General features: G+C 63.7%; 12 protein-coding genes. 7 read left to right on the forward strand and 5 right to left on the reverse strand.

Annotation, left to right across the window (positions count from 1 at the left end; translation table 11 throughout):
- Positions 1 to 7: 7 nt before the first annotated feature.
- Positions 8 to 1,360 (forward strand): MFS transporter, encoded by a 1,353-nt coding sequence (locus CAFEA_RS00270; protein WP_063938655.1) that lies wholly within the window; start codon positions 8 to 10, stop codon positions 1,358 to 1,360.
- Entirely contained in the window at positions 1,353 to 2,546 is a 1,194-nt protein-coding gene (locus tag CAFEA_RS00275; RefSeq protein WP_143313263.1) for a copper oxidase, read from the forward strand. The genes CAFEA_RS00270 and CAFEA_RS00275 overlap by 8 nt, the downstream gene beginning before the upstream one ends.
- Here CAFEA_RS00275 and CAFEA_RS00280 read toward each other — a convergent pair.
- Positions 2,527 to 2,910 (reverse strand): cupredoxin domain-containing protein, encoded by a 384-nt coding sequence (locus CAFEA_RS00280; protein ID WP_063938657.1) that lies wholly within the window; start codon positions 2,908 to 2,910, stop codon positions 2,527 to 2,529. The two genes, CAFEA_RS00275 and CAFEA_RS00280, sit on opposite strands and share 20 nt — an antisense overlap.
- Positions 2,911 to 3,040: 130 nt before the next feature.
- On the opposite strand from CAFEA_RS00280, the gene CAFEA_RS00285 reads away from it, so the two are divergent.
- Genes CAFEA_RS00285 through CAFEA_RS00305 form a run of 5 tightly spaced genes read left to right on the forward strand, consistent with a single transcriptional unit; the run spans position 3,041 to position 10,399 of the window.
- Positions 3,041 to 5,158 carry a hypothetical protein gene (locus tag CAFEA_RS00285; RefSeq protein WP_063938658.1) on the forward strand — a complete coding sequence of 706 codons (2,118 nt, stop codon included), beginning with the start codon at positions 3,041 to 3,043 and terminating at the stop codon, positions 5,156 to 5,158.
- Between the two features lie 31 nt (positions 5,159 to 5,189).
- Positions 5,190 to 5,792, forward strand: a complete 603-nt coding sequence (gene grpE / locus CAFEA_RS00290) for a nucleotide exchange factor GrpE (protein ID WP_063938659.1) — start codon at positions 5,190 to 5,192, stop codon at positions 5,790 to 5,792.
- 30 nt (positions 5,793 to 5,822) lie between these two features.
- Complete coding sequence (locus CAFEA_RS00295) at positions 5,823 to 7,445, forward strand: Hsp70 family protein (RefSeq protein WP_063938660.1); 1,623 nt, start codon at positions 5,823 to 5,825, stop codon at positions 7,443 to 7,445.
- A gap of 3 nt (positions 7,446 to 7,448) precedes the next feature.
- The gene (locus CAFEA_RS00300) at positions 7,449 to 9,638 is read left to right on the forward strand and encodes a hypothetical protein (protein ID WP_063938661.1); all 2,190 of its coding nucleotides are present in this window, start codon (positions 7,449 to 7,451) and stop codon (positions 9,636 to 9,638) included.
- On the forward strand, positions 9,635 to 10,399 hold the full coding sequence (locus CAFEA_RS00305; protein ID WP_076589979.1) for a hypothetical protein: 765 nt from the start codon (positions 9,635 to 9,637) through the stop codon (positions 10,397 to 10,399). The genes CAFEA_RS00300 and CAFEA_RS00305 overlap by 4 nt, the downstream gene beginning before the upstream one ends.
- Here CAFEA_RS00305 and CAFEA_RS00310 read toward each other — a convergent pair.
- From CAFEA_RS00310 to CAFEA_RS00325, 4 genes are read right to left on the reverse strand one after another with little or no spacing between them, the layout of a single operon-like run.
- Entirely contained in the window at positions 10,396 to 10,707 is a 312-nt protein-coding gene (locus CAFEA_RS00310) for a hypothetical protein (RefSeq protein WP_063938663.1), read from the reverse strand. The two genes, CAFEA_RS00305 and CAFEA_RS00310, sit on opposite strands and share 4 nt — an antisense overlap.
- 20 nt (positions 10,708 to 10,727) lie before the next feature.
- Positions 10,728 to 11,804 carry a hypothetical protein gene (locus tag CAFEA_RS00315; protein WP_063938664.1) on the reverse strand — a complete coding sequence of 359 codons (1,077 nt, stop codon included), beginning with the start codon at positions 11,802 to 11,804 and terminating at the stop codon, positions 10,728 to 10,730.
- 9 nt (positions 11,805 to 11,813) lie between these two features.
- Positions 11,814 to 12,782, reverse strand: a complete 969-nt coding sequence (locus tag CAFEA_RS00320) for a hypothetical protein (protein ID WP_063938665.1) — start codon at positions 12,780 to 12,782, stop codon at positions 11,814 to 11,816.
- Between the two features lie 3 nt (positions 12,783 to 12,785).
- Entirely contained in the window at positions 12,786 to 14,396 is a 1,611-nt protein-coding gene (locus CAFEA_RS00325; RefSeq protein WP_063938666.1) for a GAP1-N2 domain-containing protein, read from the reverse strand.
- Positions 14,397 to 14,403 lie beyond the last annotated feature (7 nt).

Raw genomic sequence — 14,403 nt, forward strand, 5'->3', positions numbered from 1 at the left:
TCTGCCCATGACTAAGGCGCAGCGCTGGGGATTTTTCGCGGTGGTTTCGCTCGGGCTGCTCATGATCGGCCTGGACAACTCCATCCTGTACACCGCGCTGCCGGCGCTGGAGCACAGCTTTAACGCCACCCCCGAGCAGGGCCTGTGGATCATCAACGCCTACCCGCTGGTGCTCTCCGGCCTGCTGCTGGGCACGGGCGCGCTGGGCGACAGGGTGGGCCACCGCCTGATGTTCATCGTGGGCCTGGCAATCTTCGGCCTCGCGTCGCTGGGTGCGGCGTTCGCGCCCGGCCCGCTGGAGCTGATCCTGGCGCGCGGGATGCTCGGCATGGGGGCGGCGGTGATGATGCCGGCCACGCTCGCGCTGATCCGGCTGACGTTTCCGGACGAGCGGGAGCGCAACACCGCCATCGGCATCTGGGGTTCGGTGGCGGTGGCGGGCGGTGCGCTCGGCCCGGTGGTCGGCGGCGCGCTGATCCAGCATTTCTGGGTCGGGTCCGTCTTCCTCATCAACGTGCCCATCGTGGTGATTGCGCTGGTGCTCACGGTCGCGCTCGCGCCGGAAAACCTGCCCAACCTGGACAAGCAGTGGGACGTGGTCTCTTCGTTCTACGCCTTGATCGCGTTGTCTGGCCTGACCATGGCCATCAAGCAGGCCGCCCAAAACCCCGCCACCACTCTCGCCGCCCTGGCCGCTGCCGCCGTCGGTGCATGGTTGTTCGTGCGCCGCCAGCACCGCCTCGCGGACCCGCTGCTGACCTTCGACATCTTCCGCTCCCGCCTGTTCACCGGCGGCGTCCTCGCCGCAGCCGGCGGCATGTTCGTCCTCGCCGGCGCCGAACTGATGACCACGCAGAAGCTGCAGCTTGTCGACGCACTCACGCCCCTTGCCGCCGGCGCCACCGTCGCCGTTATGGCCTTATCCGCCATCCCGGCCTCGGTCCTCGGCGGGGCATATCTGCACAAGATCGGCTTCCTGCCGTTGATCGCGGGTGGATTCTTCGGGGCGGTAGTGGGGGCGGTGGCGTTGGCGACCGGATGGACGTCGATAGGCATGGTGCTTTTGGGGCTGTCCGCGGGTTCGGTGATGAGTGTCTCCTCGATCGCGATCATCGGGTCCGCCCCGATGCACCGCTCCGGAATGGCCGCGGGTGTGGAGGAGGTGTCCTACGAGCTGGGTACGTTGATTACCGTGGCGCTGACGGGGTCGCTGCTGCAGGCGGCGCTGGACCGCGGTGCGGACTACACGGCCGCGTACAACCAGGTGATCGGCGTACTGGCCGCGGGCGCCGCGTGTTTTGCTGTGGCCACCTGGTGGTGTTTCCGCGACAACCCGAAGTCTGGAGGAGTCGATGCCTGACATGAACCCCCGCGCGTGGCACCGCAAAGCCTCGCGCCCGGTGAGCATCTGGATGGCGGTGTTCATCCTCGTCGGCCTTGCGCACCCGTTCATCCGGGACGGGTCGTGGCTGCTCATCCACATTTTCACGCTGGGGATTTTGACCAACTCGATCCTGTTGTGGTCGCAAAACCTCACCGAGCGCTTCTTGGGGCAAAAGCTTGGCGACGCCTCACGGCCCGCCCAACTCACCCGCACCTACCTCTTCAACGCCGCCACCATCGCCGTGCTGGTGGGGCAGCTTGCCCGGTGGTACTGGCTGGTGTGGGTTGGTGCTGTGGCGGTGGCAGTCGTGCTGGCCTGGCACGCGGCGGTACTGGTGCGCCAGGTGCGTTCGGCACCGCGCCAGCACGCTGGGGCGCTGGGCTTTCTCGCCTCCGCGTGCTGCTTGCCGGTGGGTGCCATGTTCGGCGCCGCGCTATCCGCGGGGCTGCAGGGGCAGTGGCATTCCGCGGTACGCCAGGCGCACATGTTCACCAACGTGGGCGGCTTCGTGGGGTTCGCGGCGATGGGAGCGCTGAGCGTCCTGTTCCCGGCGATGTGGCGCACCCGTGGCCAGGGGCGCGTCGGCGTGGCGCTGGCCCTTGCCGGTGCGGGCGTGGTGGTGGCGGTGGCGGGCTCGCTGCTGCGCGCGGACGTGGTGGTGGGCGCGGGCACCGTGGTGATCCTGGCCGGCTGGGTGTGGCTCTACCAGGGGTTCGTGGCCAGCGCGCTGACGGTGCTCAAGGATCCGCGCGACCGTGTGACCTACCCGGCGCTGTCCGCGCTGTTCGCGGTGACCTGGCTCATCGGCGGGTTGACCTGGTATGCGGTGCGCCTGTTCGGCGGCGCGGGGGAGATCCCCACCCTGCCGCTGCTGCTCGGCTTTGCGGGCCAGCTGCTCATTGGCACCATGAGCTACCTCATGCCCACCACCATGGGCGGCGGGCCAGCGGCGGTGAAGGCGGGTCTGCGGGAGCTCAACCGGGGCGCCTACCTGCGCGCCGGCCTGTTCAATGCCGCGCTTTTGGCGTGGCTCGCGGTGGGCAATTCCTATGCGCGGATCGTGCTGTCGTTTGTCGCCTTCGGCGTGCTGGTGGCGTTTCTGCCGCTTATGGCGCGTGCGGTGAAGGCGCAGGTGGCCGTGATTAGATCACGTCGACCTTAAACGTCATCCCCATCGTCTTGTGCCCGGCGATGGTGCACCACCCGCGGGTGTCCTTGTTGAACTCGCCGAAATAGGTCGAGCTGGCCTCGCCGGGGGAGAGCCGGCCGGAGTTGGCCTCCCCGATTTTCAGGTCGTGTTCCTTCTCGCCGTCGTTGACCAGGTTGACCACCAGCTTGGTGCCGCGCGGAACTTCGATCCGGTCGGGGATGTAGCGCATGCGCTCGATGCGCACGTCGATGGTGATGACGTCGTCGCCGGTGGGCAGTTCGCCCTCCTTGGGCAGCACGAGCGCGGAGGCGGATGCCACCCCGATAATGCCGGCGGCGACGATCGCCCACGCAGCAGTCTGTGTCCGGCGCGTCATGGGCCTCACTCCTTTCCCCTCCACCCTAAGCCAAGCGTTTCCAAGCGTTACTCTTTATGGGCGACACCTGTGGATATGGTGATAGGATTCCCGTGTCTTACCCAGGTTGTCGCAGTGTAGGGAGTAGCAGGTGGCCGGCACTTTCGACCCCAACGGTCTAAAGAAGTACCTCAGCAATTCATCGGTGGCGCAAAAATGGAACAAAGTCGTCGCAGCCGTCGCGCAAGACGATGAGGCGGCGGTGGATTCCGCGCTGGTAGATGCCGGAATCCACGAGCTGTTCCAATTCGACACCGTCCCCGCCGGGCGCGAGGTGCTGCAGCAGCGTTTCGACGAGCTCCGCAACGCCACCACCAAACAGCTGCGCCACGCCCGCCTGGGCAGCAACGCCGAGGCGGTGCGCGCCGGGCTGGAAAAGCTTGCCGCGGCGGGCACGAACATCAACCCGACCATGTCCAGCGTGTGGCAGCGCTACTTCCACCGCCTCACTGCGCACGAGGCGGAGAAGATTGAGCGCGTGACTTCCCAGGTGCTCGCATCCGCAGGCCCGGTTGGCGCGGTGGAGGCGCAGGACCTCACGCGGCGTTTGGACGGCATGCAGCTGAGCGAATCCGGCAAGCAGTCCGTGATTGCCGCCCTGCAGGACAAGGACGTGCGCGTGGTGGAGGCGCCTGCGCCGGACGTGATGGCGAAAATTGAGCACGCCACCGCGAAAAATATCGTCGCGCTGGTGCGCCCGCGCCCGTGGCTGGACAACGAGGACCTGGGCTACTCCGCGTTCAAGGCACAGCCGGAGGGCCAGGCGCCGGTCAAGCGCGTGGAGCTGGAAGACGCGATCTCGTTTTACGATTCACGCAACCAGCAGGCCAACAAGGACGCCGCGATCAAGCTGCTCAGTCTGTGCGACACGGATGCCCAGCTTCACGACGTCATCCTGGCCTACCACCTGCACAAAGTGAACCAGGCGCGCCTGACATCCTTCCCGGAGCCGGTGGTGGACCAGTTCGTGCTCAACGGCCTGGACAAGGAGGAAGGGGACAAGCTGCTTGGCAGCGGCGGCAGCACCGTAGCCGCGCGCGTGGATGAGGAAGCGGAGCGCCGCGCCTCCGCCCACCTGGGACTGGAGGAGCAGGCGTTCGGCGAAGTCGAGCGCATGATGGAGCGGCGCGAGCTGTACGGCGCTTTTGATCGAATGCAATCTATCAACGGCTGGCAAAACCCGGTCAGCGACCTTGGTAAAAAGGTCTTGCCTGAGATGAGAAATCGACTGTTCCAGCTGAACACCGCAGTGGACAAAGGTCTAGCGGCCGTGAACAATTGGGACCTGCCCACCGCCGAGCGCGAACTGGAAAACGCCACAAACCTCTCCTACGATGCACCGCAGTTGCAGGACCTGCAGCAAAAAATGGTGCAGCTGCTGCACAACCCGCAATACATCGACCGGGAACTCTCCCGCGTGGGCCTGGACCCGGAAGGGGAGCGGGCCGATGACAGCAACGGGGTGAATAGTCCGCCGTTTTGGTCCTACGTGCTCAAGATTATGGGGCCGACCGCTGCGGTGGATTATCTCATGTCCAGCACCAGCGACAAGGGCTTCGGTAATTTCATAACTACGTACCTCGGCATGCTGATTGCTATGGGTCTGCTGTACTGGGTGGCTCGTGCGGGGCTGAAGCGCGGCACGAAGTGGCCACTCGTTGTGGCGGCGATCGTCGTCTTGATCGCACTGTTCTGCTCCTCGTTCCGGTTCTCCGGCATCGCCAGCACACTGTTCGACTTCGAGTTCCCGCTCTCCGGCATCGCCAGCGCACTGTTCGACTTCGTGTTCCGGCTGTTCGACTCCGTGTTCCGGCTGTTCGACTTCACGTTCTGGCTCTCCGGCATCGCTGCCGCGGTGTACGCGTTTCGCATTAACCGCTTCCAGGGCCGCCGCAACCCCGCTTCCAACGCCGAGCGAAAGTCGTTCATCTTCCGTGCCCGCGACCACTTTGCCAACCAGGGCCTGACCCCGCAGAGCGGGTTGATCGTGCGCTACATCGGCGACGGCCGAGGCCAGATCATGCTGCCGCCCACCCCGAACAGCGACTTCACCATCAACGGCAAGGTGGAGTTCGCCGGCGACACCCGCACCCCGAAGCCGGGCGACCTGTACCTCTTCGACGGCGGCGGCAACATCCAAGCAATAGCGAAGTCCGTCGGCGGCGAAAACTCTCTGCTGACGACTAAACCCAAAGAGCTGACACAGTAACTACAAAGCAGACTTACGGAAGAACCAAACAATGAGCATTCGTCAGTGGGACAATATCGCGGACACAAACGTCGCAGACGAAGTCCCGGCCCAACCAGCACCCCCTGAGCCGACAGCACCGGCCGCACCCGAGAACCCCAGCACCGAGCTGCGTGAGGTTCGCGAGTCCTTGGACGCCCTGCAAGCCATGATGGTGCCCAAGCGCCTCATGCAAGACGTCATGGAAGGCCTCGGCGCGCTGAGCGCCCAGGTGGAAAACCAGCAGGCGGAGCGCGCCCAGCTGCACGGGGATTTGCAGGAGGCGCGCCGGGACCAGGTGGCGTTGCTCCTGAACCCGGGCGTGAAGCGTCTTTTAGCATTGCAGGCGTTTCTCAACGACCTGCCGCAAACCCCGGAGCTCGAACACGCAGGCGAGTTGCTCGTGGATGCGATCGAGGCCTTCGGCTACGAGCCCGTCGAGGCCGATCCGGGCACGGACTTTGACAAGAAAGTGCACAACAGCGTGGGTGTTGAGGAAACTGACGACGAAGCGCTGGACGGCAAAGTAGTCCGTGAGGTCAGTCCCGGCTACATCTACGCCAACGCGAAGCGGGCAGCGTTTCCCGCTCGTGTCGTAGTGCACAAGTACGTTTAGTGGTTGGTTTAGCCAAGGGGAAGGAAGAGCATGGCTGACAAGAAGAAAGTCTTCGGCATCGATCTGGGCACCACCTACTCGGCTGTCGCCCACGTGGACGAGTACGGCGTAGCGCAAGTCATTGAAAACGAGGACGGCCAGCCCACCACGCCGTCTGTGGTCTACTTCGAGGACGACAGCAGCTTCGTCGTGGGCCAGGAGGCCAAGAACGGCCAGAAGCTGTACCCGGACGACACGGTCTCGTTGATCAAGCGCAACATGGGCGACCGCATCACCCTGAACTTCCACGGCAACGACTACACCCCGGAATCCATCTCCGCGCTGATCCTGCGCCAGCTGGTTGAGGTGGCGCAGGAGATGGAAGACGAGGACACCAACGCGGTTGTCATCACCGTCCCGGCGTACTTCGGCACCGTGCAGAAGCAGGCCACTAAGGACGCCGGCGAGATTGCGGGCCTGGATGTGCGCGGCATCATCGCCGAGCCGGTGGCCGCCGCCCTTTCCGCAGGTTTCGAGCCGGGCGAGCACCAGACCATCTTCGTCTACGACTTAGGCGGCGGCACCATGGACTGCACCGTCATGGAACTCAACGAAAACGGTGTAGAAGTCCTGGCCACGGACGGCGACCGCAGGCTCGGCGGCGCGGACTGGGACGCGGAGCTTTTAAACATGGTGGCGGCGAAGTTCATGCTGGAGACCGGCCTGACCGAGGACCCCACCTTCGACGACGAGTTTTACCAAGACCTGCTTTCCAACGTGGAGCAGGCGAAGATTTCCCTGTCGCGCAAGAAGAAGGTGAAGATCCGCTGCTCCTACCGCAACGAGGCTTCCGCCATGATTGAGGTCACCCGCGAGGAGTTCGAGGAACGCACCCGCGACAAGGTGGAGCAGACCCTGCGCATCGTGGACCGCACTCTGGAGAAGGCCCGAGAGAAGCGCCCGAACCTGGAGATTGAGAAGTACCTGCTGGTCGGCGGTTCCTCGAAGATGCCGATGATCCCGGCGGCGCTGGAGGAGCGCTACGGCTGGGAGCTCACGCCCACCGAGTACGACCTTGCCGTGGCCAAGGGGGCGGCGATCTACGGCCAGGGCGAGATGGATTTCGCCGTGGACAACGAGGAGGGTACTGACAGCACCGACGCCGCCCCGGAGCAGAGCTCGAAGCACTTCGTGCTCGGCGGCAGCGCGGGCGGCGCTGCCACCACCCAGACCATCACCAATGTGCTGCCGAAGTCTGTCGGCGTGCTGTTTTTCGACCCGGAGCGCCAGGAAGAGTACGTCGGCCACATTCTGCACGCGGGCGAGTCTTTGCCTGCCGAGGGCACCACGCAGGCGAGGACGGTGCAGGACGGGACGACGTCGTTACGCTTCCGCATCTTCGAGCAGCTGGGTGAGGTGGAGTCCCGCGACCTTGAGGCAAACGAGGAGATCTCGCCCGAGGGCGGCGCGCTGCTGGATAACCTGCCGCACTTGCCCGCGCATTCCGAGGTGAACCTGATCATGTCCGTGGACGCGGACGGCATTGTCACCCTGCAGGGCCACGAGCCGAAGTCCAACCAGTTCTTCCGCCTGGAGGCGCAGGTCTCCGCGCTGGACAAGGAAGAGGTCGCCGCCGCGAAGCAGCAGGTTGTCCTCATGATGCGCGGGGACTAGGAAATGTCGCTCGCCCCCTTCGACCAAAGCCGAATTGCCAGCTACGCCTCGCGCCCCGACATCGCGCGGATGTGGGACGGAATCCAGCGCGTCCAGGGTAGCGAGTTGGAGCGATTGCTTATCGACGCCCACCTGCACGACCTGCTCCAAATCACCGCAATGCCGGCGAACTCCGCCGAGGTGGGCGAGCGTGTCCGCGAAGTGGCGAATGTGCTGGCCAAGCGTCGCAACCGCCAGCCTTTCGACGCCATCCGCGCCGGCCTCGAGCGCCTGGACCGCGAGACGATGCAGTTCAACCCCTCTAACCTGTCCTTTTGGGGCTGGTACCTGCCGCTGCAGGCGGAGCAGGCGAAGCAGCGCAACGCCGGCATCGTCGACGCGATCGTGGCGCACGCGGGTGCCCGTGGCGCGATCACGGACGCTGAGCTGCGCAAACGCCTGACGCGCTACCGCCTCACGGACGCTGAGCTGGACCAGGTGGCGCAGGAACTTGCCGGTAGCGGTATTGACGTGGTGCGTGAGCTGCGCAGCGACGTCACCCGGCTGATCGACACCGCCACCGCTCCCAACCTCATCGCCCTGTTACAGCCCAAGGCGTGGCAGGACGGCGCCGAATACTCGGCTTACGACGCCGCAATCACCGGCCGTGTCCCCGTCACCTTGGCGGATGCGGAGCAGGCGATCGCGTTTTACGACTCGCGCAACGACCAGCGAAACAAAGACGCCGTGGTCAAAGTCGCCGCGGCCGCCCAGTCTGACCAGGAGCTTCGCGACCTTGTGCTGGCTTACCACTTAGAGCGGATGACCAGCGAGGAGCACATCCCCGCCGAGGTCGCCCGCGGCTTCGTCAACGCGGGCCTTAGTCCCGCCGAGGCGACGAAGCTGCAAGGCGGTGGCGGTGGTTCCAGCGTCCAGGTCTCTGGGGGCGCTGTTGCTGGTTCCGAGCGCGAACACAAGATCTACCAGGATATTGAGTCCTTGCTGGAGGAAGGCCAGCTTCGCGCCGCGCTGGTCGAGCATGATCGGGTTGTTGCCACTGTGGGCAAGCCTAATGGTGACTATGCCAAGGATGTCGTGTTACTTCTCCTTGGAAAAACGCGTCGTTTCGAGGATCTTGTCGCTGAGACAAGGAGCCACCTGAAGGAGAAGAACCTTTCTGCGGCACAGGTAAGTCTTCAAGCGGCGGAAAACATTGGGGCGGACAGGCCCGAGCTGAGGTCGTTGCGTGAAACCGTCGGACGTGGCATGCGTGCGTTGGAATTCGATCGAGCAGACCAGGATTATTACAGTCCGGCGCTCGACGCAATTAATAACAAGGACCTGTCAAAGGCACGCAACATACTCGAAGTAGCGAAAACCAACGGTGCTCCCTCTACTTCTTTGGGTGGCACAGTCCTTGATTATTATCAGACCGCAAGCAGAGACGCAGCCGAAGCGCACGCGCGGATCCTTGACGGCTTACAGAAGCGCGACTTTTGGCGTGCTTTTGATGGGGTCGAAATGCTGGAAGCAGTCGATCTCACCAGCACTGACTTGGCAGGACTAAGAGGTCGTGTTGACGACTTGGGACGTGATGAAGACGTCATCCGGGATGCGATTTTCGATCAAGGTCTGGGAGAACGCACAGTTGCAGTTCGAGCTCAGGCATTAGCTCCCGCAGAGGCCGGCCCTTTACTCTATTTATTGACGTTTTTCCCTCTGGGATTGCTGGTAGACCTTTGGCGCACCGAAAGCTTCAGCAGTCCACTTGCCCCCGCAATCGCGGCCGTGGGGGTTTGGTTCGTGCAAGCCTTAGTGGCGTGGAATCTTTCTACTCGCGGCATCGCAATATCTATTCTGGCGTTCTTAATTAGTTTGGTGCTTTGGATTGGGCTTGCGCTTGATGGGTTCTACTTCACGGCAATTGCCACAGTACTCCTATACGCGAGCGGCGCTGCAATGAGAGAGAACCACGATACCGCCAATGAACTGGAAGACTTCGTTGCGGGCCGTGAATCTCTCGTACAACAACTACGCAATGATGGCCTAGCTGGCACCACACTAGAGCTACGAGGAGAATCATTCCGACTGGGTAAATCGGAGGGCCCGGACCTCGACAGCGTCGCGGGCCGGGTAATCGTTCGAAATGCTCAGGGGAAACGAGTAAGCACTATTGACCTTGCCTCCGCCAAGGGACAGGGGGCGCAAAAATGAGAAAGTGGAACGCTTACATTCGAGCGGTTCTCGCTATAGCTATAGCGGCCTGTGTGCTGAATTCAGCCGTCATTTTCGGCGAGGAGGATTTGGAGCAGGGCGGGCCACTCGAGCGAGCAATCTTGAGCGGGGACAATTCCCTTGTGGAATATGGTAATCCTCCATATACACCGTGGGAGCTTGAAAGCGGCGAATTTCGCATCGTGCCGGGCACCGAAGGGATTGCTGCAGATCCGACTTGTGAGGATCGTATCGCCGTTGGCACTCACGTGTCGACGGAAGCTTTTGCTCAACGAGTTAGTCGGATAACCGACTCGGAGAGTCTTGTTATGCCCGAACTGGACGGCATGCTCTCAATAGGCATATTAGCGTCACCAGAGGCGGGGTCCAGTAACCCAATTGGTTCGTACCTCAGCGGGTTAGGTCATGCCTGCAAGGGAGTGGTGATGAACCCTGGCAGTGAAACGCCTTTTACCGGCCTAGCTGTGAGCGAGCACGAGTTTGGGACAGTGGCGCACACGGAGGCGGGCGATATAGCCGATTATTACTCCGCTTATGCGGTACCGGGCTACATCGTTCTGGTGTACGGCTTTAATACGTCGCTCGAGTATGTCCGCGAGGTTTCGGCAGCGCAGAGTAAGGCGGTTGAGGAGTCGATTTGGCTCACTCCAGAGGGGCAGACCAGCCCGTGGACCTTTGGAATCGTGAGCTGGCTGCGTCACTTCATGGGTGACAGGGCGAGCGAAACCGCCTCCGCCTAAACGGCCGGCTCGCCCTCCGCCGGGGCGTCCACGGTGGTGGTCTCGTCCACGATGCTGGTGGCCACCGTCGTCTCGGGGGCCGTGGTGCCTTCCGGGATGTCCGGCACGGTGTTCCACGGGGCGCTGGTCCACAGCCAGATCATGCCGGCGACCACCGCGGCGATAGCCAGGATGATGGTCACAATGCCGGTGATGATCGCGGTGCGGCGCTTCTTCGCCCGGCGCTCGCGCTCAGCCAGCGCCTCCTGCTCGCGCTGGACGTGATCCTGGGAGACCTGCTGCTGCGGGTCAACAAAAGGTGAAGCCATGATTTCAGTCCTTAATCTTCCTAGAACAAGCCGTAGTTGTTGAATACCCGGCGCATCGGGTCGAGTACGCGGAACGGGGCAATGCCGTAGTCGCTGATGGAATCGCCAGAAGGCGGCGCACCTAGCGACGACACCACGTGGCAGTGGTAATTGTGCGGCGGGCCGAGCGGCTGCTCCAGCGCGTTGAACATCTCCTGGGCGCCCAGGCTGTGCAGCATCGAGCGGGTTTCCTCGTGCACGAGCTCGGAATCAGCGCGGTCGAAGGGGCGGGACGCGCCCGAGCCGGCACGTCGAAAAGCAGCGCCCAAGTTGTTCATCACCTCAGGCCAGGAGGTGGAGCCGGAGCCGGTGGCGGCAAACCCGCCGGTCTCCAGCCGGTCGATCTCCTGCAGGATGTCGAACTTCGCCAGCGTCAAAGAGATGTCCGGACGGGCAGGGCCGAGGACTTCGATGACGTTCTTCAGCACGTCGGCAGGCGAGGCTTCCGAACGCGAATCGGTGGGTACCAACCCCTCCACCAGCGAACGGATCTGGGACACCGCTAGCGGGTCGTACAGGTAGATCACCGAGTCCGCGTGCTGCAAAAAGTCCAGGTGCTCGGACTTGGCGCGGATGTCGCGGGCCTCCAGGTCCTCGCCGGCGATGTCGCGGAACACCACGAAAATTTGCTGCGGGTTGGGCTGGTTAAAACGCTTCGGGCGGCCCAGGCGGTAAATCAGCGGCCGACGTTGGTAGGCGTCCGGGTTATCAATCGGAGCGGTCGGGCTGAGCACGCGCGGGTGGGATTCGTCATTGCCGAACAGGGGCACTTCGTAGTTTTCCCGGAACGAGTTCTCGGTGAACTCGTCCGCCGGGTCGAACGTGCCGCCGAAGTTGATGGTCAGCTGCTCCAGCAGCTTGATCGCCATGGCGATGTAGATGCTCTTGCCCGAGGTGCGCGCGCCAGCGAGGGCGAACGTGATCACGCCGGAATTCTGCCAGCCGGCGGGCAGTTCGGCACCGGGCGGGGCGAACTCCGAGTGCTGCTGGTCCGGGTCCATCTGCCGGAAGCTGTACGGGCACTTCGTGGGAATCATCGGGTAATTCGGTTGCGTCATCGTATTCTCCTAGCCGCGCGCCGTCAGTGCGTTGTACATGGACTCGGTGGCCCTGCGCAGCTGCGTGCCGTCGCCACGCAGAACCTCGCTCACGAATGCCTCGTTGAACTCGGTGAAGCTGACGTTGTCCGGCAGCGGGCCGGCCGGCTCACGCGTGGCCAAGATGTGCATCGGGCGCGGAAGCTGCGCCAGCTGGCCGGGCAGATCGTCGGAGACGACCAGCACGGCGTTGGCGGCGGCGAGGCCGTCCGAAATCAGCTGGTCAGTGGTGCGGGTCCAGTCCACCTCGGCGAGCTGAGCGGCGCTTTCAAGCGCGGCCGCGAAATCCTCTGCGCTGGTGAATTTCTTCACCTGGCTGCCTGCAGAGGTGCCCACGATGCGTGTTTCAAACTGCGAGTTGCTGAACAGTCCGGCCGCCACTTGTGCGATTGCGTTGCGCTGCTGCTCGGTGAGCTTGCGCTGGAAGGACGCGGAGTGGTCCACAACCACCACCACCTTGCGCGGGCCCTCCTCCTGCGCGGTCGGGGCGGCGGACTTCTGCAGCGACTTGGTTACCGAGTGCACCGTCGAAGACGCGCCGTCAAGGTGTTCACTGCCGGTCGCCTCCGGGGCGACGACGCGTACGGATGCCCCTTCGGGCTGCAGCCGCAACACCGCAGCATTAGGCTGCTCACCAACCGCCAGCGGCGGCAGGGTAATCTGCTTGCCGGTGTCCTTCGACACCACCGTGGCGTACACCAATGCGCCGGAAGGGAACCGCTCCTGGCCCTTGGGCGCAACGCTGATCTCGGCGGCGTCGCTCACGTCGCGGACGAGCACCGTGCCCTGGAAGACGCGCATCTTGGCGCCCGTCAGCTTCTTCTCCGGGTCCAGGTCCCATGTGCAATTGGGGCGGAACTGCAGCTGGACCTGCAGGTCTAGGCCGTCTTTGGCGAGGTCATGGCCCTCGCCAGGTGCCAGGCTGATCTGTTGGCTCATGACTTAAACATTCCTTTGCTGGTTGTGGGGGTAGTCGGGTAGGGGCTGAGTGGGGTAGCCAAGCACGTTGAATACGCGCTGCGCCCGCGGAAATTCGTGCGGCCAGCCGGACAACGAGCGGATGCGCGACTGAGCGACCTCATCGGTGGCAAAATCGGCCGGCACCCGCGCTTCCAAGGGTGTGCATCCGGCCTCCTCTTCAAGGGCGAGCAGCGCCTCCAGCACCGACAGTAAGCTCTTCGGCGCTACGCAGCGCACGTGCATCATTAGATCGAGCACGCGTCTCGACGCCTTCTGCAACACCGCCGCATCCGCAAACATCTCGTGGAAGTAGTCAGTGTCCAGGATGTCTGCGGTCGGCATTGCGGGTGCTCTGCGGTTCAGGAGTTTGGGAAACCCGGACGGGTTGTTCAGCACCAGAAGGTAGGAGAACATGTTCTGGTGCACGCGCGCCTCGAAGCACTGGCGCTGCAACTCTGGGTGGCGCGGAGCCCAGCCCTGCCGCAGCGTATCTGCAAACGCGCGGTTGGGAAGCCCGTTGGCTTGCAGGGTGTAGCGCTCCACGACCTGTAAGTCGCCTGCGCTGGCTTCGTTGGTGATCGCCTGCGCGTCGATACGACGCAGGTCCGCCTGGAGGTCGGTGGACTGGCGCAAGATCCCCGCGACCTCATCTGCGAACGGCGCGGCGGCCTGTTCGCTGGGCAGCGGCAGGTCCAACTCCGGGCTGATCAGCCCGCCGAGTTCCTGCTCATCTGTGCCTTCCTCGATGAGCTGTGCGGTGCGTACCGCCCACCACGACTGGGGGCCTTCCGCGGCCGGCTCGGCCGGGTCCACCACGCACCCCGCGAACTGGGCGGGGACTTCGGCGCGCTGGTCCTTCGGCATCGCCACCACCGTGCACACCTCGCCGATGGGAAACGCCTCGAGCTCGGCGGCGCGCAAGTAGGTGGAAAACTGCAGCGACGTGGCAGCCTGCTCGCGCGACATGGTGGACGACAGGGCGGCGATCCACCGGGCGGCGTCATCCGTGACGTCCACAAGCAAAATTGCCAAGCGGGGCGGTGCGGACAACAGATCCTGGACCCGCAGCAGAACGTCAAGCTTGTCGCGGTCGTCCTCGCCGCCGCTCATGCCGCGCACCATCATCCAGGCGACAAACAGCTCTCCGTACTGGTTCGGCTTCGGCTCCGCCAGCCCCGCGGGCAACGACGAATCATTCACCGCCCGGTGGCCAAACGGCTGCAGCAGGTCGTCCGAGCGGTACCACTGAATCGGGTGCGCCTCGGCCGGTTCGGTCGGGGAGTGGTCGATGACAACGTGCGAAAACACGTTGCCCGGGCGCTTCGTGGCATCACGGCCGGAAGGCATCGCCTGCACGAACACGCCGCAGCCACTGTCAAGCACATAGTCGCAGCGACGCGGCAGATTGTTGATCTTCTGCGCGGAAAGAAACACGTCAATTTCTTGAGGCGTAACAAGACGAGTAACCGCATACTGCTTCGTCATCTCGCGGTCTTTCTGGGACGCATGCAGCGCATCGCCCACCTGCCAGCCGCCACCCGAAGCCGCCTGGAAGGACGAGTAGGTCAGGTGCGCCCAACGGTTATCGGTCATGCCCCCA

It is taken from the genome of Corynebacterium afermentans subsp. afermentans, assembly GCF_030408355.1.
In the GTDB taxonomy this organism is placed as follows: Bacteria; Actinomycetota; Actinomycetes; order Mycobacteriales; family Mycobacteriaceae; genus Corynebacterium; species Corynebacterium afermentans.

What these genes read in the sequence shown, in the direction of transcription:
- CAFEA_RS00270 (WP_063938655.1), top strand. Translation starts at nt 8, where the DNA reads ATGACTAAGGCGCAGCGCTGGGGATTTTTCGCGGTGGTTTCGCTCGGG.
- CAFEA_RS00275 (WP_143313263.1), top strand. Translation starts at nt 1,353, where the DNA reads ATGCCTGACATGAACCCCCGCGCGTGGCACCGCAAAGCCTCGCGCCCG.
- CAFEA_RS00280 (WP_063938657.1), bottom strand. Translation starts at nt 2,910, where the DNA reads ATGACGCGCCGGACACAGACTGCTGCGTGGGCGATCGTCGCCGCCGGC.
- grpE (WP_063938659.1), top strand. Translation starts at nt 5,190, where the DNA reads ATGAGCATTCGTCAGTGGGACAATATCGCGGACACAAACGTCGCAGAC.
- CAFEA_RS00295 (WP_063938660.1), top strand. Translation starts at nt 5,823, where the DNA reads ATGGCTGACAAGAAGAAAGTCTTCGGCATCGATCTGGGCACCACCTAC.
- CAFEA_RS00300 (WP_063938661.1), top strand. Translation starts at nt 7,449, where the DNA reads ATGTCGCTCGCCCCCTTCGACCAAAGCCGAATTGCCAGCTACGCCTCG.
- CAFEA_RS00305 (WP_076589979.1), top strand. Translation starts at nt 9,635, where the DNA reads ATGAGAAAGTGGAACGCTTACATTCGAGCGGTTCTCGCTATAGCTATA.
- CAFEA_RS00310 (WP_063938663.1), bottom strand. Translation starts at nt 10,707, where the DNA reads ATGGCTTCACCTTTTGTTGACCCGCAGCAGCAGGTCTCCCAGGATCAC.
- CAFEA_RS00315 (WP_063938664.1), bottom strand. Translation starts at nt 11,804, where the DNA reads ATGACGCAACCGAATTACCCGATGATTCCCACGAAGTGCCCGTACAGC.
- CAFEA_RS00320 (WP_063938665.1), bottom strand. Translation starts at nt 12,782, where the DNA reads ATGAGCCAACAGATCAGCCTGGCACCTGGCGAGGGCCATGACCTCGCC.
- CAFEA_RS00325 (WP_063938666.1), bottom strand. Translation starts at nt 14,396, where the DNA reads ATGACCGATAACCGTTGGGCGCACCTGACCTACTCGTCCTTCCAGGCG.